This is a genomic window from Streptococcus thoraltensis DSM 12221 (assembly GCF_000380145.1).
Classification (GTDB): domain Bacteria; phylum Bacillota; class Bacilli; order Lactobacillales; family Streptococcaceae; genus Streptococcus; species Streptococcus thoraltensis.
Genome location: NZ_KB904609.1, coordinates 72,946 through 93,000, shown reverse-complemented (window position 1 = coordinate 93,000; position 20,055 = coordinate 72,946). Strand labels below are relative to the sequence as shown.

12 protein-coding genes are annotated in these 20,055 nt (G+C 38.6%); 9 read left to right on the top strand and 3 right to left on the bottom strand.

The genetic code is table 11. The features are described 5' to 3' along the window. Window positions 1-388: 388 nt before the first annotated feature. Window positions 389-931, top strand: a complete 543-nt coding sequence (gene nusG, locus A3IA_RS0107320) for a transcription termination/antitermination protein NusG (protein WP_018380676.1) — start codon at window positions 389-391, stop codon at window positions 929-931. Between the two features lie 75 nt (window positions 932-1,006). Continuing rightward, window positions 1,007-2,002 (top strand): acrylyl-CoA reductase family protein, encoded by a 996-nt coding sequence (locus A3IA_RS0107315; RefSeq protein ID WP_026217616.1) that lies wholly within the window; start codon window positions 1,007-1,009, stop codon window positions 2,000-2,002. Window positions 2,003-2,670: 668 nt separating this feature from the next. Here the strand turns inward: A3IA_RS0107315 and A3IA_RS0107310 are convergent. The 3 genes from A3IA_RS0107310 to A3IA_RS0107300 form a co-directional block, all read right to left on the bottom strand. Continuing rightward, a complete protein-coding gene (locus tag A3IA_RS0107310; RefSeq protein WP_018380674.1) occupies window positions 2,671-5,409 on the bottom strand; it encodes a DEAD/DEAH box helicase family protein in 2,739 nt (912 codons plus the stop codon). A gap of 2 nt (window positions 5,410-5,411) precedes the next feature. After that, window positions 5,412-7,412, bottom strand: a complete 2,001-nt coding sequence (locus tag A3IA_RS0107305) for a site-specific DNA-methyltransferase (RefSeq protein WP_018380673.1) — start codon at window positions 7,410-7,412, stop codon at window positions 5,412-5,414. Between the two features lie 548 nt (window positions 7,413-7,960). Further along, window positions 7,961-11,620, bottom strand: a complete 3,660-nt coding sequence (locus A3IA_RS0107300) for a S8 family serine peptidase (protein ID WP_018380672.1) — start codon at window positions 11,618-11,620, stop codon at window positions 7,961-7,963. A gap of 430 nt (window positions 11,621-12,050) precedes the next feature. Between A3IA_RS0107300 and A3IA_RS0107295 the strand changes: the two genes are divergently transcribed. The 7 genes from A3IA_RS0107295 to A3IA_RS0107265 all read left to right on the top strand — a co-directional run bounded on the left by A3IA_RS0107295 (window position 12,051) and on the right by A3IA_RS0107265 (window position 20,054). After that, the gene (locus A3IA_RS0107295; protein WP_018380671.1) at window positions 12,051-12,902 is read left to right on the top strand and encodes a hypothetical protein; all 852 of its coding nucleotides are present in this window, start codon (window positions 12,051-12,053) and stop codon (window positions 12,900-12,902) included. A gap of 442 nt (window positions 12,903-13,344) precedes the next feature. Then, on the top strand, window positions 13,345-14,721 hold the full coding sequence (locus tag A3IA_RS0107290) for an amino acid permease (protein WP_026217615.1): 1,377 nt from the start codon (window positions 13,345-13,347) through the stop codon (window positions 14,719-14,721). Between the two features lie 12 nt (window positions 14,722-14,733). Continuing rightward, window positions 14,734-15,693, top strand: coding sequence for a homocysteine S-methyltransferase (mmuM, locus tag A3IA_RS0107285; RefSeq protein WP_018380669.1), 960 nt, complete (start codon window positions 14,734-14,736; stop codon window positions 15,691-15,693). Window positions 15,694-16,062: 369 nt separating this feature from the next. Further along, window positions 16,063-16,890 carry a MurR/RpiR family transcriptional regulator gene (locus tag A3IA_RS0107280; RefSeq protein WP_018380668.1) on the top strand — a complete coding sequence of 276 codons (828 nt, stop codon included), beginning with the start codon at window positions 16,063-16,065 and terminating at the stop codon, window positions 16,888-16,890. Continuing rightward, window positions 16,890-17,597 carry an N-acetylmannosamine-6-phosphate 2-epimerase gene (locus A3IA_RS0107275; RefSeq protein WP_018380667.1) on the top strand — a complete coding sequence of 236 codons (708 nt, stop codon included), beginning with the start codon at window positions 16,890-16,892 and terminating at the stop codon, window positions 17,595-17,597. The genes A3IA_RS0107280 and A3IA_RS0107275 overlap by 1 nt, the downstream gene beginning before the upstream one ends. Window positions 17,598-17,613: 16 nt before the next feature. Continuing rightward, window positions 17,614-18,534 (top strand): dihydrodipicolinate synthase family protein, encoded by a 921-nt coding sequence (locus A3IA_RS0107270; protein ID WP_018380666.1) that lies wholly within the window; start codon window positions 17,614-17,616, stop codon window positions 18,532-18,534. Between the two features lie 14 nt (window positions 18,535-18,548). Continuing rightward, entirely contained in the window at window positions 18,549-20,054 is a 1,506-nt protein-coding gene (locus A3IA_RS0107265; RefSeq protein WP_018380665.1) for a sodium:solute symporter family protein, read from the top strand. The last annotated feature ends 1 nt before the right edge of the window (window position 20,055 follow it).

The window sequence follows — 20,055 nt, the reverse complement described above, 5'->3', positions numbered from 1 at the left end:
GGCTTTTTATTATGCCGTTTTGCTATGACAGAAGGTTGAGCAGCCGTTTGCCAGACCTTAAGATCTTTTTTATTCTGATTTGTTGATACTTGTCAGTCATCTCAGGGGAGAATCGTTGCGTTAGTTTGTCAGCATATCAGTGTTATCTATGCGTCTCTTAACAAGTGATAGCAGTACTCTCTATGGAGTCGTTGCAAGAGTTTAGGAGATATAAAGTGACTAAAAAGCGATTAGCTGTTGTGATGAAGAAAGGTCTTAAGAAATTGATAGTATCTTTATCAAGGGCTCTTTTTGGTTCTCAGTTTCTTGTCACAAGTTATCACTAAAAACGGTCAGCTAGCTAGAGGCTCACAGCAGGATTAGCAATCAATCAAAAAGGAGAATAGTCATGTTAGACTCATTTGATAAGGGCTGGTTTGTCCTTCAAACTTATTCAGGTTATGAAAATAAAGTTAAAGAAAACCTTTTGCAACGCGCACAAACTTATAACATGTTAGACAACATTCTACGCGTTGAAATCCCAACACAAACGGTTAACGTTGAGAAAAATGGTAAAACCAAAGAAATCGAAGAAAATCGTTTCCCGGGATATGTCTTGGTTGAAATGGTAATGACAGATGAAGCATGGTTTGTTGTACGTAATACTCCAAACGTTACTGGTTTTGTGGGCTCACACGGTAACCGTTCCAAACCAACGCCACTTTTGGAAGAGGAAATTCGTGCCATTCTTATCTCTATGGGACAAACTGTTGATGTGTTTGATACCAACATCAAAGCTGGTGATGTTGTACAAATCGTCGATGGTGCCTTTATGGGGCAAGAAGGACGCGTTGTTGAGATCGATGGTAATAAGGTCAAATTAATGATTAACATGTTTGGCACGGAGACACAGGCCGATCTTGAACTATACCAAATTGCGGAGTTGTCTTAATCAAAGAACACAGTAATCAAAAAAGACTCCGCCTATGATGGGGTCTTTTTGGATAGCATACAAAGAGGGAAAATGATGGATACTTTTAAAGCAATGCGTTTAGAGGATGTCAATGGACAATTAGTCTTTGGACTTCAGAATATCACGCTTAATGACCTTAGCCAAGGCGATGTAATCATCAAGGTACTTTACTCGTCTTTAAATTATAAGGATATGTTGGCGATTCAGCCTAAGGGTGGAGTGATTCGCCATTATCCTATGATTCCAGGGATTGATTTAGCCGGGACAGTTGTGTCTTCAAAAAGTGATGCCTTTGAGATTGGTCAAAAAGTTTTAGTGACAGGCTACGAGATGGGCATGTCGCATACAGGAGGCTTTTCAGAGTACGCACGTGTTCCTAAGGAGTGGGTTGTTCCTCTGCCACAAGAGCTATCGCCTGAGCAAGCAATGGTATATGGTACAGCAGGTTTAACAGCCATGTTGTCTATCTTGGCTTTGGAAAATGCTGGTCTGTTTGAGAAGAAAGAGGCGCGTGTTTTAGTAACGGGAGCTAGTGGTGGTGTAGGCTCAATTGCTCTAGCACTCTTAAAAGAACGTGGCTACAGCAATGTAACAGCTCTAGTTCGTAAAGATTATCAAGAAGCACTCGTCAGTCGTTTAGGCGCTCAACAAGTCATTCGACCAGAAGATCTTTTTATCAAAGAAAAGCCATTGCTACTGAAAGAACAATACGATTTTGTCCTAGATACTGTGGGTGGTGATGTGGCAAGCCACCTGATTCCCCAACTCGCTTATGGAGGAGCGATTTCCCTCTGTGGCAATGCGGGAGGAATCGGCTTACAAACGACTGTATTACCCTTTATCTTACGAGGGGTTAATGTGTTAGGAATAGACTCTGTTAACATCAGCCATCAAGACCGTCTAGCAGCCTGGGCAGAATTAGCACAGTATCGGACGACGCTTGATAACCTACAAACAGATACGATTGGTTTAGAGGAGGTTCCTAAGCATTTGGAAATGCTCAAAACAGGCAGCCATTTAGGACGAACCATCGTCAGACTAACAGATTAGCACTCATTTTTATCATATAATCAAATGAATTAACTTTCAGACAAGGAACTAAGACGCGGACAGTACTTGAGTACGGCAAGTCGAAAATGACCATGTAGCAAAGTTAATTCAAGAGACTATAAAATGAGAAAGAAAGTAACCAAGCTATCTCACTTAACATTAGTATCATCTAAGCTAGCCTAGCATGGCTAGCTTTTTTGATGTTGGAAAGAGCCGTGGGTTTATGTTATGTCTCAAAGCCTCTTCAGCCCTTTATCTAGTTAAATGAATTGACTTTCAGACGAGGAAGGTAAGACGCTGGACAGTACATGATACTCTTCGAAAATCAAAAGCAGACCTTGTTGACTTGATGTGGTGAAGACAGTTCGATCTGCTATCTGTGTCGCCTAGTTTGCTTTTGCTTGTCATTGAGTATGCGTAGGGCAAGTCGAAAGTGATGATGCACAAAGTTAATTGAAAAGCCTATATTAAAGCCTTCGGTCACGTTCCAATTACCAATGACCAAGTTTTTTCAATTTTAGAGAATGTTTAGCGCATTTTGGAAAATGGTCGCTAACCCTTTTTCCTTCTTTTGTGCGGCTAAACTGGAACGGTCACCAATCATAAGGTATAGCGTTTGCGAAATTATCAAAAAGGGCAACTTCCAAACGGAAGTTGCCCTTTGAGCATTAGAACAGATTCAATTCGATATTCCCACTAAAACTTGGTTTATCAAGGGCAATTTCTGCCAATTGGTCAATCGTCACCTTGCTATTTTCTCTATTGTAGAACTTGAGTCCTTTTATGAGGATACCATCAACCTCATCTTCAAAAACTAAATCTTCTTGGTGTTCATTGATGTAGGTGAGTATTTCTTCCTTCCACCTATCTTTTTCCATTAGCTGCTTTCCTTTTGGCTCAAGGAATATTTGTAGATAAAATTCTTGGTTTTGAAGCAGTAGAATGAAATCTGGTTGAAAACCTGCTAAGTTGATTTCTCTCGGATTTTCTTCGAACTGATGTAGCTTTAAGCGCTCGACTCTATCTGTTCCTTTAAGCATGTTTTCGTCCATTCGGATTAGAAAAACCTCGCCATATTCTTCTCTAAGTTCATCTACATGATTGGCTATGGTATCAACTAGATGCTCTTCGTTTTTATTGATGATTGCGGACTGATAAGCAAAGAAATCATACTGACCAAAAGGAATATTAGATACTTTTTGTTCGATGAATGAATCACTCTGCTTGGCAGTATCGTAATTAGGGACTCGTTTTCGGTAATCAGCAAGGTATTCTGAAATAGGATAGCCCACAAAGCGATTTGTACCTTTTTCTTTGCGATACCCAGACTTTATTTTACCAGCAAGAATGTCCAAAAAACGATCTACAATTTTCATCTTTTCAACTGCTGAAAAATCTTCGACCACCGTTTCTTTTTCGGTTTCAACGGATAAAATGAGATTTTTTAAATCGAGCCACTCTTCTCCCCAAAAGTCGTTCATAGATTTGAGATTCGGAAGGTATTTTTTGAGATTGTTAAATCGGAAAAAAGTTGAACGGCTAACTCCCTTTTTGAAATAACGACTATCGATTCCTTTTAATGGAGAAGTTTTTAACGCTCTTGTTTCAGTTGAACGGTAAGAGGCTTCATAACTTGATTTGAAATAAGGTACGGTTGCTATTTTAGAAATATCTATGCCATAGGCACGTAAATTGACGTAATGACTATCAGGGATTTCTTTCGTTTCATTATAATAAAGTTTCCCCATTTTATAGATTTGAGTTTTCTTGAAAGATGTCTTTAGCCTAATATCAATTGGAGGATTTTTCCCATCCGTACCCGTTGCTAGATTCATCTTATCAAGCGATGACATGAGATTTTTTAGATATTGTGGTTCATTGAGAGTATGATAATGCAGAGTTTCCAATAAAAGGCTTGCTTTTTCATTGTCGTCATCAAATCGTCTCTGATAGGAAATCTTTTTACCTAGAGAAAAAGGATTATACCTTGCACCACGCCCTATGAGTTGAGCTTCCGAGTTGGTCGCTTTTGCATCTTTTTTATCATTGGTCTTACCTAGGCTGCTAATCCTTACAATATCGTAAAGGTTGAGCACATCCCAACCTTCAGTTAATTTAGCAACGGCAAAGACAACACGATAAAGGTTACTTGGCGACTCGAGAGAATTGAGTGCTTGATACTGCCCCGTTTCTAATAGTCCTTTTGAACTGCTATCTGTATCGTTCGCATTCAAAATCCTAGCTGGTGAGAAACCACGCTTGATGTCTCGTACAATAATGGAAAGGTCGTCCTGCTTAAGATAATACTGGTATGCCAGTTGCAGGGTATGACTCTGCTCGTCTGTTAAGTTTCTCGTCTGAGAATGCAAGAAATGTTGCAAGTAGTCAACATTCAGACTGTCAATCATTTCGTTGAATAGTCTATTAGCTTCATGTGAAGCGTCAATCTTATGCGATTTGAAAAGGATAACAGGTTTGAGGTCAATGCCAAATGTTTCCAAAGCAAATTTTCTTCGATACTCACTTAGAAGTACGGTGCTAAGCATGTTTTCTTCATTGGAATTTCCTGTTTGAATGCGTCTAACATTTTTCGAATACCTGTCTTTGATATATGAATCCAGTGTATAACGATAAATAATCTTATCTCGATATTTTTCATAGATGGTTTCATCATCAAAATCAAGCGTTGCCGTAAATTCTAGCAAAAGATTATCAGCACGTGTGTGAAGAAGAGATAGGAGGCTCTTTTCCCACGACGCTTTTTTCAATTCAACCTTGTTTTTCCTTCTTGTGGAAGCAGAATAGTGATGGGCTTCATCTGCCAGAATAACCAGCTTCGCCTTTTGATAATCTTTTAAGGACATCACATTTTCTGCCTGAGTAAAGAGTTCATTTGTCAACGTTTGGATAGAAACAAACTTGATATTGATGTCGTTTTTGTTGGGAAAATCTGGAAATTTTCCAGAAATTTGATTGATAGAGAGGCGCTCTCCATCAATTTCCAAGTGCGAATCGAAAAGAAACTTGGTGGATTGAGTATCCGTCAGGTTGTCAACTGTTTTACTCAAAACACCATTGGTATTTACCGTGAAGAGGAAATTTTGATAGCCTTTCTCCTTGAAGAGATAGAGTATCAATCCAGCCATTAAATCCGTTTTTCCTGAACCAGTCGCCATGTTAAACATGAGCTGTCTAGGCTTTCGGAACTTAAATGCTTCCGAAGTCTGTGTATAGTGAAAATAGCGAATAGCTTCATTTTGATAAGGACGTGGGTGATGCTTGAGATTTTCCACGATATACTGCGGTAACTCCCAACCATGTTGCTCATGCAAAATATCCATATCCAGCTGTTTTAGCTCATCATAGAGTTCAAAAGTTAGTTCTTTTTTCTTTGTTTTGTTAGCCATGTTCACTCCCCATAAAAGCTCTTATTGAAAGCAATGTCTGATTTAGCAAGTTGAGCTTGAATCATCTCATCATCAATTTCAGAATAATTATGATACAACTGGTTCTTATCAATAATCTTCACCAGAATTTTCTTCTGAACATCAAACTCTTCACCCCAAAGAGATTTTGATACTTCTTGTAAATCCACTCTGAAATCAAAATCAAGCGTGGTTTTCATCTCATCATAGACAGCTTTTAAGTCATCCGAGTTTTTAGAATTAAGGACAGCCTCAATAAAGGTTGAATTCTTGTCCATCAACTCAGCATAGACGAATGAGCCACCACCAGACCAGTTGACAGCCTTGGAGATACCAGTTTTATCACCCTCAATAACTCTTTTTAACCTTGCCACACTATCGTTTTCTCCATAGTCTAACTGTTCAAGTCCAATATATCGGCGTTCTAACTTATGTGAAACAGCTGCGGTTGTGCCTGAACCTAGATGATAGTCAAGAATTAAATCGCCTCTGTCTGTGGCTAGCTCAATAATTCTTCGAATGAGCTTTTCAGGTTTTTTCCCACCTTTTAAAGTTACACCGCCTTCTTTAGCGATTCCTTCATAAGGAGTATCCATCCAGATATTTGATAGTTGAATGCTTGGAACACGTTCACCATCAATGTTTCTAATCTTTTTGGAATAAAATGCGATTTCCTGTCCATTTTTTACATAAACGTCATAGTTTTCGTCTCTGGTCTGAAAAAATACTGTTTCGGGCTTTTCTTTTGACTTATCTCTTAGTTCAATGAGGACCTTACTAGCATTATTGTTGATAGGCGTATAACGAAAAACGGAGTCAGCATGTTCCAAAGCAAAATCTGCAACTAAATGGTTAAAAAAAGACCGTCCCAATTCCTTAATAGCTACTCGCTTGTTTTCGTACCCCTGTCTTTTGGCAATATGTTCGCCGATATTTTCAATTTGCCACTTTGAATGGTCATCATTTTTGTTGGTAATATAGAGGTTATAATTAGTATCATAGTCAGAACGAACATATTGAGGGTTATATTTCCATTTAGACTTATCTTTGGCAAATGATAAGATATATTCTGCTGTCTCAAATACTCCCGGATTGACACTTGCGAAACCTGAAGGAGACTTAGTTTTCAAGGTAATCTTATTGATAAAGTTTTCTTTACCAAAAAGTTCCTTCATCAATACATGTAACTCTCCAACACCATCATCGCTAATCTGTATGAAGATAGCCCCATCGTCAGCCAATAGGGTTCTAGCGATTTCAAGCCTGTTTTTCATAAATGTCAACCAGGTTGATAGTTTGAAATTGGAATTATAGGCGAATGTGTCTTCTTTTTTATCTTTGATGAAATAGTATGGTGGATCAATATAGATCAATTTTACCTTTCCTGCATACCGTTCTTTCAAACTATGAAGTGTTAGTAGGTTATTCCCCTTGATAATCAGATTATCTGTATCCTTGATTTCTGAAACTTCTGAAGTTCCTGTTTCATCATATTTCCTAGCATTTTTGAAAATCTTATGATCCAGTAGAACGTCAATTTCCTCACGAGCAACGATTTCATTTAAGAATGTTTCTTGAGCATCCTCTTTTTTTACATCTTCTTTGCTCATACCAGCTTTTAAAACGGTATCTTTGTATGGAAAATCAAGGACAACATCAGAAATCTCATCAAGATAGCGATTGTGTGACGTCAGCCCGATTTTGTTACTGTAACGCGTGTAGGAGTTTGACCAATACTCATCAACTTCAAGCGCTTGGATAATGGCATTGATTTTTAAGATAGTAGCACCAGCAATTGCTTCTGTGAAAGCATCTTTTAGAATTGGATTTACTAGAAGTTGTTCGATTAGCTCAGGCTGGTAATTATCTAAAGCTGTGATAATAGCATCTTTTTTCAACAATCCATCCAAAATATATCGGTCATCAAATCTTTCAACCACTTCTCGCAAGGCTTTCTGAATCTTTGTTTCATACGATTGACTCATGCCAACACCTCGCTCTCCAAATCAATAGAAAAGGCCCCTCCACAAAAATGTGAAAAAGCCAGTTTTAGAGCTTGACAAAAAACACGTCCGATTACATAATCAGCGTGAGCTGTGAGCTGTGAGCTGTGAGCTGTGAGCTGTGAGCTGTGAGCTGTGAGCTGTGAGCTGTGAGCTGTGAGCTGTGAGCTGTGAGCTGTGAGCTGTGAGCTGTGAGCTGTGAGCTGTGAGCTGTGAGCTGTGAGCTGTGAGCTGTGAGCTGTGAGCTGTGATTGCGTTCATCCCAATCGTTTCCTTTACTTTTTTAATAGTTCTATTATATCAAAAAAGTGAGAAGTATTTTTTGATTTGTTTCGGTGTCGTTAACAGGTTACTTGTTTTCAGACGGATGTTTTATGGATTTAATGACACAATAGGACAGCAGATTTACCATTTCTTAAATCTTTATATACTTGACGAATAATAGAAAAGGACCTAGCCCTGTACAATACAGAACTAAATCCTTTCAATCATTTCTTATTCAACTTTTGGAAGCAGCACAGCATTATTGACTATCTTTTTTTGCGATAAGATACTAAATTTAGTATAAAGCCGAATGATAAACTTAAGATGCCCAATAGCGTTGTATGCTTAGTTGAATCGCCTGTTTTAGGAAGGTTAGGGTTTTGATAGTACGTTTTACTTTCTGTACCTTTGTCTTGCTGATTTGTTTTAGACTTGAGTGGATTTTCTGGAGAAACGTGAGGAGCTCTCTTTAAAGTTTTATTTACACTTGCTAACTGAGTTCTTGGATTATCCTCTTTTTTTGGAATATTTTTTTCAAGAGCATCTTTCCTAATATCCTCTATTTCCGAATTCTCCTTTTTAGGATTCTCGTTTTCTGGCGCTTGTTTATCCGAATTCTCTTTTTTAGGGTTCTCGTTTTTCGGCGCTTGTTTTTCTGGAACTTCTTTTTCAGTGGCTTCTATTTCAGTAGCGTCTTTTCCAGTATCCTCTATTTCCGAATTCTCTTTTTTAGGATTCTCGTTTTGCGGTGCTTGTTTTTCAGTATTTTCCTTTTTAGGATTCTCGTTTTTCGGCGCTTGTTTTTCTGGAACTTCTTTTTCAGTGGCTTCTATTTCAGTAGCGTCTTTTCCAGTCTCCTCTTTTTCAGGGACATCAGGTAGCTGATTTTCTTTATTTAGAATTTCGGTAAGTTTGACATGAGAATAATTACCCGCGAAATCTTCAACAACATACGTTAGTTGTTCGGGTGTCAGTTCAGTGGTTTCTTCAGATTCGTTGAGGAAAGTGTCTGGAATGGTAAAAGTTCCGTCCTGATGAGGTTCTATATAGCGAATAACTGGGAAGCCCTCTTCCATATCAGTGTAGGCTAAACGTGTTCGAAAAATAGGAGCGTTAGCTTTTGATTGTTGAGTAGGTACTATTCTGACAAGTCGAGAAGTGTGATCGTAGCTTGCTGATGGCGGTAGTACAGGTGGGGTAGTATTGAGTGTCAAATCAAAATCCATATGTTGTTCTTTTGCTCCCTCAGAAATAGGAGTAAATACGATACGATAGATATAATGACCATCACCGACATAATGACCGGATTGATCTTTTCCGTCCCATCTCGTCTTTTCAAAGGTAGTTGCAGCCCCTGATTTTTCTAGTGATTCGCTGTAATGTTTATCAGCTATTGAGGATTCGGAGCTTTCCCAAATCGCATTTGTAAGGTCAGATGGTCGATAGACCTTGGCTTTTAAATCTTTTACATTTCGTAACAGTGTTCCTCTAAACTCAACTGTATCCATAACACCATCTCCATTTGGTGAAAGTGCTAAGTAAGGTTTTCCATCTTTGAAGACTAATTTTTTGATATTTTGAGCCCCTGTTTTATCATAAGCACCTAAAACAGTAGTTGAGCGAAATTCTAAGGCTTCTTCTTCATTGAAATCTGGACGTTTAGATTCTTGTACATATCCCCATGAACCATATTGGCTAAGGAGAGCTGTGAAATTTTGTGCTTTAAATTCTTTGAATTCATTTACTTCAAATTCTCCATCTTGTAAATGATTAGGACGTTCATAATAAAATGTTTTATTTGGATTTTCATAGATAGATTTTTCTACTGCATTTAAATCGGCAAACTTACCTGCTCCACGAAAACCAATGAAAGGAATGCTCATCACTTCAGAATTATTTGGAGACGTCATAAAGCGAATAAAGCCTTCCAGAAAGTAGCCGTTAGGCATCAGTTTGCTCAGCTGGTTATGAAACTGAGTGACATTAATTGGTATGCTAATGTCTAGTGTTGTATTAGCTGGAACAGTAACTGTTTTAATTTCGGTTGATAACAAATGTCTTGGTGCTAGTGCAAAGTGTTGATCTTCAACCTTATCTGTTCCTACATGCGCTGTATAATAAAATTTAGTAGGAGAGGAGCTTAGATTATGAACTTTTGCCACTAGATGAAATGTATCTGTTATATCGCCAAGATGTATTTTACTATTATTGTTCTGATCTGTTACATAGGCGGTAGCAAAAGCAGCCTTTTTGGCATCTACGAGCCCTGCCCCTTGCTGTCGTGGTGAAACATAAGCATTTTCTTGCTCATTAAAAATAGCAGTTGCCGAACTCATCATAATCTGTTTTATGAATAGTGCCAACTCTTTAGGTGTTTTCTGTGGAAAACGTTTTTGATAGATAGGTTTTAAGAGATTTACTAAGCCAGCTACATGGGGAGCTGCGGCACTAGTACCGTTAATCAATTCATAGTGATTAGTTCCTTTGAAAGCAGCTGAGTAGGTGAATCCTCCTGGGGCTGCAACGTCTGGCTTTAAATGACCATCCGCAGTAAGCCCCCAACTGGAGAAGTCGCCTATCTGATTGCCACCAGGATTTTTGAAAATGTGATAATGCTTAGTGAATGCTAATGTCTGATTTTGATTGTTTAATAGCGCTTGCCCGTCTTTTTGACTAATAAAGCCAGAAGGTATCGTAGCAAGATTTTTAGGCAATGGTAGTGTTAGATTCTCTCCTGCCGTATTATTATAAATGAGAATCCCTGCAGCTCCATTTGTGATAGCATTAGTAATTTTATCGGCAAATCCAATCTCTCCACGTTGAATTAAAACAATTTTATTTTTTGCATCAATGGCTTTAAAATCTTCTTCTCTGCCAAATTTAGCGTCAACAAACTGGTATTGTTTCGTTTTATCAAATTCGGTAAGTAAGCCTTGACTGGTTGAGAGGGCAATTTTTTGATGTGTTGATGTTGTTAAATATTCGCTGTATATGTAAGGTTTTTGATAAGCAGCTACACTGATGACATCTTCTGATAAACCTGGAGAAGAAACGACCCCAAAGTCGGGATTTGTTGCTAGAGGTTTTTTTGAGACCTCCCCAAAAGCATGATCGTTGCCCGCACTTGCAACTAAGAAAACCCCTTTATCTTTTGCTAGTTGGATTGCTTTAACCATATCAGGGTGCAAATGATGTTTAGAATCTGCGCCTTTTCCAAAACTCATATTGATACTGTCAGCGCCCAAATGCACGGCATCAATAATAGCTTTGGCTCTTAATTCATCAGCACCTCCAATTACCTTCATAAAAATGAGTTGAGATTGAGGGGCGACGCCGGTCATTTTCAACCCGTTTTCCATAGGTTGTGTACTTTCCCCAACGGCAATACCAGACACATGGCTTCCATGTGTGTCTGTTCCTGCTACGTCATCATTGTTTTTAAGGTAGTTATGGGCAAAAATAATTTTAGGTGAAATCCACTTACCGTAATCAATGTTTGCGGCATCTTTCAATCTGTTTAAATCTTCTTCTTTTGTTACTTTGGGTGTTTTAAGATCTGTGTTTGAGAAAGCCTCATGATTACTATTTAGTTCACTGTCAAGGACCGCTGTTATGGTACCTGCTCCCTGCTGACTTTCTTCCCAAATTTTGGTGACATTAGTGCTGTCTAACTCGGAATCAAGAGTTGTTTCTGGGTTTTGGGAAGGTATTTCTGATTCTGAAGAATAACTTTCTGACACAGTTTCAGGCTTATTGACAGTTGATAGAGCATGCTCGTTGTCTATTTCAGTGTTTAATGGTATTTCCGTTGAGGTGTTAAGCGGAGTCTCCTCTTGAGCTTCTATTTGTGTTGTGTACATCATTAGTGTACCTGTCGTTATTAATGCTACAGCAACTAACTGCTTTTTTTGACTATGTTTTTTCACATCATCCTCCAAATTTTGTTTAATATTTTTTTCATATCCATGTAGTATTGTATAATAAATAATAAAATTGTTCAATGTTAGAAAGAAGTTAAGTAATCGTTAGGTGTATTTTTGTACAGAAATCGATGTGTTAGTTGCCGAATAAAGTAGCAAAAACCTGCATTGTGACAGTGTTCATTTGAGCTTATCTGCATTTCTATTGAAGGATGCACCCGTGTATTTTTTGAGTAATATTATTGATATTTGTAGGAGGTATTTATACGGATGTGTTCATTAAAATTGCATGTGTTTATTAAATTTGCACTATTAGAGACGGTGTGTCAGAACGACTACGACAGCTAGTTAAGCTATGGGAGTATTAGGTAAGGTGTTATTCAATGATTGAATATGCTACAATCAAAAATATATAAAAACATAGTAGGATTTAAAAATGAATAAAAAAGTATGGAAAAAAATTGAGAAGTATTTTTTGATTTTTTTGATTTGTTTCGGTGTCGTTAACATTTTAACTGTTTTCGGTGTGATTGGACTGATATTTTATGGACTTAATGACACAATGGAAGTCCCTTATGAAATAAATTCAAAAAGAATTCCAGCCATTTATAAAAAGGCAGGATTTAAGGGAAAAATAAGTGACTTAGAGAATCGTTCGAATCCACATAATCAAAGAATTAGTTATACTTATACTGAAGGTGCTGGGAAAAATAAAGAAACCTATCATTTTTATTTTGGAATCGATAGGAGTAAAAAAGAGCCTAAATATAGCCTTCATGACATAGTTGATTTGTATACAGGTCATTATTCAGAATCCTATGAAATTAATCGTGACAGTGCTCTTTTTAGTGAATTTTTCGATACTGCTTTATTTAAAAATAAAAAGATGAATTCATACCAGTCTCAATTAAAAAAGTCTCTTGAAGAAACAGGTCTTAAAAATGTGGAAGTGGGGATGAGTGAAGAAGCTTTTGAATTCTCTGATGTGGATAATAGTTTATTAAATAAGGAATTAAAAAATGACCTTGATATTGTCAATAAAAATGATGAAAAACCTCTTTTAGGGATAAATACTTTAGATCCTTTTAACTATTTAAAAATAGGAGTAACACCACTCTATATTTCAACAGATACTGATATTTCTTATTTTGTGGATTATGCTAAAAAGGTTGACAAAAGCAAGTTAAAACCAGGTTATTATGTTGTTAACGAAAATAAATCTTCATATTATTCAAAGTATTTACTGAATGAAAAGTTGGAATGGGAAAACATAACCCCTGACGATTGAAGGCAAATACCAAAATAAGAGCTCGTAGCTAATGCTTTGGATTTTCATTGGGGATAAGTTGTTGATGGCTCTTATAGTCGAAAGACTATAAGAATAGAAATAAGCGCGTGTAGAAGCACACCCTACTGTACCCCTTTGTTTTTCATCAGGGGGTCTTTTATTATTCCTCAAAAACACCACTACCTTTCGGTACCAGAAATCCCTAAGTTTTTATAAGGAGTTAAGGTTGTGTATGAATGTGTTATTTGAGATAAAGCTTTTATTTAAAAGGGGTAGGAGAGTAAAAAATAGGTGTTATAAGTTTATCCTATAACGTTTTTTAAAAAATAACTATGTTTCAGATAATGAGATTCATGTTAGTATCATAAGTACGATAAAAATGTCTGTCAATTTTAGTCAAGGTTTTTAATCGTCAAAAAGGGGAAAAGGAGAAAGGATGACGATGGATAATCATCACTTTGAAAATGAAGGTCAGTATAAACGAGAAATGACGAGCCGTCACCTTCAAATGCTTTCAATAGGAGGTGTGATTGGAACAGGTCTGTTTTTAAGTTCTGGTTATACGATTGCTCAGGCGGGACCGTTTGGGGCGATTTTTTCCTATTTATTTGGGGGTGTCATGGTGTACTTGGTGATGTTTTCTTTAGGAGAATTATCCGTAGCCATGCCGGTCACAGGGTCTTTTCATACCTATGCCACTAAGTTTATCAGTCCTGGAACAGGTTTTATGGTAGCTTGGATGTACTGGCTTTGCTGGGTTGTTGCCCTGGCATCGCAATTCGTTGGAGCAGCCCTCTTGGCACAACGTTGGTTTCCTGAGGTTCCCATCTGGGTATTTGCGACTATTTTTGCTACCCTCGTTTTTGCTCTTAACATGCTCAGTGTGGGCTGGTTTGCCAAAGCGGAGACTTATTTTTCAAGTATTAAAGCCTACGCTATTTTGATGTTCATTGTTTTGGGTTTGTTGGCTATCTTTGGTATTTTACCAGTTGAAGGGTATCATTCAGCACCTCTTTTTGAAAATGTCTTTACAGACGGCTTCTTACCCAATGGTCTAGTTGGCTTGGTTTCTGTCATGCTGTCAGTCAACTATGCTTTTTCTGGGGTTGAAATGATTGGGATTGCAGCCGGTGAAACGGATAATCCTAAGGAAGCTGTACCAAAGGCTATCAAGTCTACTATTGGTTTGTTGGTTGTTTTCTTTGTGTTAACGATGTTGGTCTTAGCCTCTCTTTTGCCCATGGCAGAAGCCGGTGTGACAGAAGCTCCTTTTGTTCTTGTTCTAGATAAGATTGGTATCCCTTACGCAGCAGACATCATGAATGTGATTATTCTATCAGCCATTTTATCGGCGTCAACTTCTGGGCTCTATGCTTCTAGCCGTATGCTCTGGTCTCTAGCCAATGAGGGGATGATTTCTAAAAATGTCGTTCGCATCAACAAGCATGGCGTTCCTATGAGAGCCATGTGGCTTTCTATGGTAGGAGTGGTGATTGCCTTAGTAGCGAGTGTCTATGCTGCGGATACAGTCTTTTTAGCCTTAGTATCCATTGCAGGATTTGCCGTGGTTGTTACTTGGCTATCTATTCCGCTAGCGCAGGTACGTTTTAGAAAGGCATTCTTGAAAGAGCATTCTTTGTCAGAATTATCTTATCGCACTCCTTTTTCCCCTGTTTTGCCGTGGTTAACGATTACCTTGTTGGTGATTTCAGTGATTGGTATTGCTTGGGATGAGGCGCAAAGACCGGGCTTATATTTTGGTATTCCTTTTATGTTGGCTTGTTATGGCTATCACAAATGGAAATTTAAATCTTGGTAGGAGGAGTATTAAATGGGACAGTTTAAAGAATTATTATCTCAACAAAGAGCTGTTATCTTACATGGCGCTTTGGGAACAGAGCTAGAGGCTAGAGGTTATGATATTAGTGGTGAGCTGTGGTCGGCAAAGTATTTGCTTAATGGTTCAGACGCTATTACAAAGATTCATGAAGCCTATGTCTTGGCTGGTGCTGATATTATCACGACATCTACCTATCAGGCCAGTCTAGCCAGTCTGCAAGGGGTTGGCATCTCCAAAAAAGAGGCGGAATCTCTGATTATTAAGAGTGTTGAATTGGCGAAAATAGTTAGAAAGACAGCCTGGGAAAAAATCGAAGAAACGGCTAAAAGCACACGCATTTACCCCCTAATCTCCGGTGATGTCGGTCCGTACGCCGCCTATTTAGCAGACGGGTCTGAATACACAGGGGATTACGGGCAAATTAGCAAGGAAACATTGAAAGATTTTCATCGTTCTAGAATTGCCTTATTTTTAAAAGCGGGCGTGGACTTGCTGGCTTTGGAAACGATGCCCAACCTTCTGGAAATAAAAGCGCTCATCGAATTGTTAGTAGAAGAATTTCCCGATACAGAAGTCTACTTGAGTATCACCTCACAAGATGGCGAAAGCCTATCAGATGGGACAGATCTGAAGGAGATGGTAAGACTTGTTCAACAATGCCCACAGATAGTAGCGCTTGGAGTGAATTGCAGCTCCCCGACGGTCTGTGAAAAAGTCTTGAGTCAGCTCGTTAATTTAACCTCCTTGCCCCTTGTAGCCTACCCAAATTCAGGTGAAGTTTACCATGGTGAAACGCAAACCTGGCATGCGAGTGATTCGGCGATGCATGAGATAGCATCTTATCACAAGCGATGGCAGGAGAAGTTCGAACAGTTAACCTTAGTTGGCGGTTGTTGCCGAACGCGTCCAGATGACATTGAGAAGATAAGAGAAAGTCTATCGATTAGCTAAAAATGAGCTGTCATATAATCTTTTGAATTAACTTTGATACATCGCTACTTTTGACTTGCCCTAGGCCTACTCAATGAACATCAAAAGCAGACTAGGCATGCCGATGCAGGTAGAACTGGTGTTCATCAAAGTAAGTCAACAAGGTCTGCTTTTGATGTTCATTGAGTATCAAGTACTGTTCGGCGTCTTTTTCTGTTCCTTGTCTGACAGGTAATTCATTTGACTGTAGTAAGATATATCTAGTGAAATTAGTTTTAATTTCCTTGCTGTTTGGACGATAAGAGAAAAGAAATAGAAACTAGTTTCTATTTCTTTTATTTTGTTGAAATAAAATTCTGTAAGCGCTATACTTTTAGGTGAGGTAAGTAAATGGCAAATTTAACAAAAAACGTAATACCTTTGATTGAATCTTATCTAGATTCAATGACATCAACCGAACAAACCATTGCTCAATATTTTATCACTGGTCAGGAAATCAAGGATTTATCAGCCGTCAGCGTTTGCAAGCGGCTACATGTTTCGAAGGCTAGCTTGACACGTTTTGCCCAAAAATGTGGCTTTGCTGGCTATCGAGAATTTGTTTTTTCCTATCAGGAATCACAAGAGGATACTGATAGCGCCTCTTTGATTTTAAAGCGTGATGTGACTAAAAGAGTTTTGGCTGATTATGATCAGCTCTTGCAAAAAACCTATTCGATTTTAGATGAGAGCCAATTAGCTAGGGTGACAAGCCTTGTTGAAAACGCTAAACGGATTTATCTTTATGGGAAAGGGAGTTCAGGTCAGGCTCTTAGAGAAATGAAGATGCGGTTCATGCGACTGGGATTGATTTGTGATATTGTGACGGACAATGATGAATTGCTTTGGGCGAGTATGTTGGCAGATGAGACTTGTTTGGTGATTGGTGCCTCAATTTCAGGGAAAACGAAGGCTGTTATTGATGCTTTGCTTCAAGCAAAAGATCGAGGGGCTAAGACCATTTTATTAACCACGCAGAAAGAAGCTGGTCAAGATTCCCCGTGGGATGAGCTAGTCCTCTTAGCTTCAACGGATAATTTAGCGTATGGTAATCGAATTTCACCACAATTTCCATTGCTGCTAGTGATTGACTGCTTATTTGCCTATTACCTTGAGATTGATGTTCAGCAAAAACAAGAGCGCTATCAACAAACGATTATCGATAAGGAGGAAATATAATGCAGAGCGCACAAGACATCTTGGAGAAAATAAAAGGAGGTGTGATTGTTTCTTGCCAAGCCTTACCTGGAGAGCCGATGTATTCAGAAAAAGGAGGTGTCATGCCACTTTTTGCAAAGGCAGCACAGGAAGCTGGTGCTGTGGGCATTCGAGCTAACAGTGTGAGAGATATTAAGGAGATTAAAGAAGTTGTAGATCTGCCGATTATTGGGATTGTTAAGAAAGATTATGATGGTGCAGAGGCCTTTATTACACCTACTCTTGACGAGGTGGCGTCCTTGGTTGAAGTTGGTGTCGAAGTTATTGCCGTTGATGCAACGATTTCAACTCGCCCTGGTGGGCAATCTCTAGAAGCATTTATCAAGGAGGTGAAGCAAACCTATCCTAATCAATTACTGATGGCAGACTGTTCGACCTTGGATGAAATGGTTACAGCAGATCAGCTGGGCTTTGATTTTGTAGGGACTACTTTAGTTGGTTACACGAAACAAAGTCAACACTTAGTGATTGAAAGTGGTGATTTTGACCTTATTCGTCAAGCAAGAGCTAAGGTGGGTGCTCCCATTATTGCAGAAGGAAATATTAACACCCCAAATAAGGTGAGACGTGTTTTGCAATTAGGTGTTGATAGCGTTGTTGTAGGATCGGCTATTACAAGACCGCTCATTATTGCTAAACCATTTATTGAAGCAACAAAAGATTATTAATAAAAAGGAGTTTGTAATGACAAATTTAGACAAATATAAAGGTATTATTCCCGCATTTTACGCTTGCTATGATGATAATGGCGATATTAGTACAGAGCGTGTGAAAGACTTGGTTCAATATCACATTGATAAAGGTGTTAAGGGGATTTATGTTAATGGCTCTTCTGGAGAATGTATCTATCAAAGCGTTTCAGATCGAAAACAAGTGATTGAAGCCGTTATGGAAGTTGCCAAAGGGAAGTTAACCGTTATTAACCATGTAGCTTGTAACAATACACGCGATAGTATTGAATTAGCGAAACATTCTGAAGCGCTTGGTGTAGATGCTATTGCCGCTATTCCGCCTATTTATTTCAAACTTCCAGAGTATTCGATTGCGACATATTGGAATGATATGAGTGCGGCAGCTCCTAATACAGATTTTATTATATACAATATTCCGCAGCTGGCAGGCGTAGCATTGACAAGTAGCTTATATGCTGAGATGCGTAAAAATCCTCGTGTGATTGGGGTTAAAAATTCTTCAATGCCAGTACAAGACATTCAGCTTTTCGCTGCTGAAGGTGGTTCAGATTATATTGTCTTTAATGGCCCAGATGAGCAGTTTCTTGGTGGCCGACTTATGGGCGCAGAAGCTGGAATTGGAGGAACCTACGGTGCCATGCCAGATCTCTTCTTGAAACTCAATGACCTAATTGCTGAAAAAGATTTAGAAACAGCCAAAGCCTTACAATATGCCATCAACGATGTCATTTATAAAATGGTTTCAGGTCATGCCAATCTCTATGCAGTGATTAAAGAAGTTCTTCGAATCAATGAAAATCTTGATTTGGGTTCTGTAAGACGACCATTAGAACCACTTGCAGAAGCCGATCTAGCAATTGCCAAAGAAGCAGCAGAATTGATTACGAAAGCGCGTGCGACATTTATTAATTAAAGGTGGATAAACTTATGGATAAAGTATCATTTGGAGCTTTAAACTGGTTCATGGTTCTTTTATATCTAGGAATCATGTTACTAGTAGGCGCCTATTTCACAAAAAAATCTAGCGAGAGTACGGATGCTTTTTTCAAAGCAAATGGTAAAGTACCTTCTTGGGCAGCAGGACTTAGTGTCTATGCTACAACCCTAAGTTCGATTACCTTTATGGCAGTACCAGAACGTTCCTTCTTAACAGACTGGTCTTATGCTGTTGGTACGCTGACGATTTTCTTGATTATTCCTCTAATGGCTAAATATTTCATTCCCTTTTTTAGAAAATTGGATGTGACAACGGCTTATGAATATCTAGAGTCACGCTTCAGTACAAAATTGCGTGCCATGAGTAGTTTTCTATTTGTTGTTTATCACTTAGGACGTATGGCGGTTGTTATCTATCTGCCAGTTCTTGCGATTACCTCTGTAACTGACATCAATCCTTTCTTAATTGCAGCTATTGTTGGTTTGCTCTGTGTTGTTTACACCTTCTTAGGAGGTATCGAAGGGGTTATCTGGAGCGATGCCATCCAAGCCATTATTCTATTAGCCGGTGCTTTCTTGGTTATTGTTATCGGAATCACTAAAGTTGATGGTGGTCTAGGAACCTTAGTTTCTGACACTGTTGAACATCATAAGTTTATTTCAGTGGGAAATAACTTTAAGGCATCTGACCTCGCTAATTTCATTCCTTTAATCTTTATTGGACAATTTGCTAACAGTTTATATCAATATGCAGGTAGTCAGGATGTCGTTCAGCGCTTTTTGACCACTAAATCAACCAAAGACGCTGTTCAATCATTATGGACATCTGGTTGGTTAGCCTTGTCTGCCATCCCACTTTTCTTTGGTATGGGGACAGTTCTCTTTAGTTTCTACACGCATACTGGCACCCTACCTGAAGGGTTTAATACCAGTGCCATCGTTCCTTATTTCATCGTAACACAACTACCAGCTGGTCTTGCAGGATTGGTTATTGCTGCCATCTTTGCTGCTGCCCAATCAACTATTTCATCTAGTCTTAATGCCATTTCATCGTGTGTGGTGGTTGACTTCAAACAACGCTTCTTTAACGATTCTTTCAAATCATTATCAGATGTTTGGTTGGCACGCTTGGTGATTATTGTTGCAGGGACAATAAGTACATTGATTACCCTTTACTTCATTGCAGGAAATTCTTCATCAACTTGGGATATTTTCCTAGCCGTATCAGGTATGTTCGGTGTACCAGTTGTCGGACTCTTTGTTTTAGGAATTTTCACAACAAGAGCCAATGCAAAAGGTGCTCTGTTAGGCTTTTTAATCAGTGTAGTGATTAGCTTCCTCGCCAACAATGCGAAAATGTCAGCACTTCTTGTAGCTGTCATAGCTCTTGTAGCAACAGTTGTCTTTGGTTATCTATTTAGTTTGGTATTCAAAGATGACAAGGATCTCAAAGATTTAACAATTCATACCTTGTCAGGCGAATTTATGGACGAATAAG

Coding starts and splice junctions, on each gene's coding strand:
- A3IA_RS0107315 (WP_026217616.1), top strand. CDS start 1,007: ATGGATACTTTTAAAGCAATGCGTTTAGAGGATGTCAATGGACAATTA.
- A3IA_RS0107270 (WP_018380666.1), top strand. CDS start 17,614: ATGACAAATTTAGACAAATATAAAGGTATTATTCCCGCATTTTACGCT.
- A3IA_RS0107280 (WP_018380668.1), top strand. CDS start 16,063: ATGGCAAATTTAACAAAAAACGTAATACCTTTGATTGAATCTTATCTA.
- A3IA_RS0107310 (WP_018380674.1), bottom strand. CDS start 5,409: ATGGCTAACAAAACAAAGAAAAAAGAACTAACTTTTGAACTCTATGAT.
- nusG (WP_018380676.1), top strand. CDS start 389: ATGTTAGACTCATTTGATAAGGGCTGGTTTGTCCTTCAAACTTATTCA.
- A3IA_RS0107275 (WP_018380667.1), top strand. CDS start 16,890: ATGCAGAGCGCACAAGACATCTTGGAGAAAATAAAAGGAGGTGTGATT.
- mmuM (WP_018380669.1), top strand. CDS start 14,734: ATGGGACAGTTTAAAGAATTATTATCTCAACAAAGAGCTGTTATCTTA.
- A3IA_RS0107305 (WP_018380673.1), bottom strand. CDS start 7,412: ATGAGTCAATCGTATGAAACAAAGATTCAGAAAGCCTTGCGAGAAGTG.
- A3IA_RS0107295 (WP_018380671.1), top strand. CDS start 12,051: ATGAATAAAAAAGTATGGAAAAAAATTGAGAAGTATTTTTTGATTTTT.
- A3IA_RS0107265 (WP_018380665.1), top strand. CDS start 18,549: ATGGATAAAGTATCATTTGGAGCTTTAAACTGGTTCATGGTTCTTTTA.
- A3IA_RS0107290 (WP_026217615.1), top strand. CDS start 13,345: ATGGATAATCATCACTTTGAAAATGAAGGTCAGTATAAACGAGAAATG.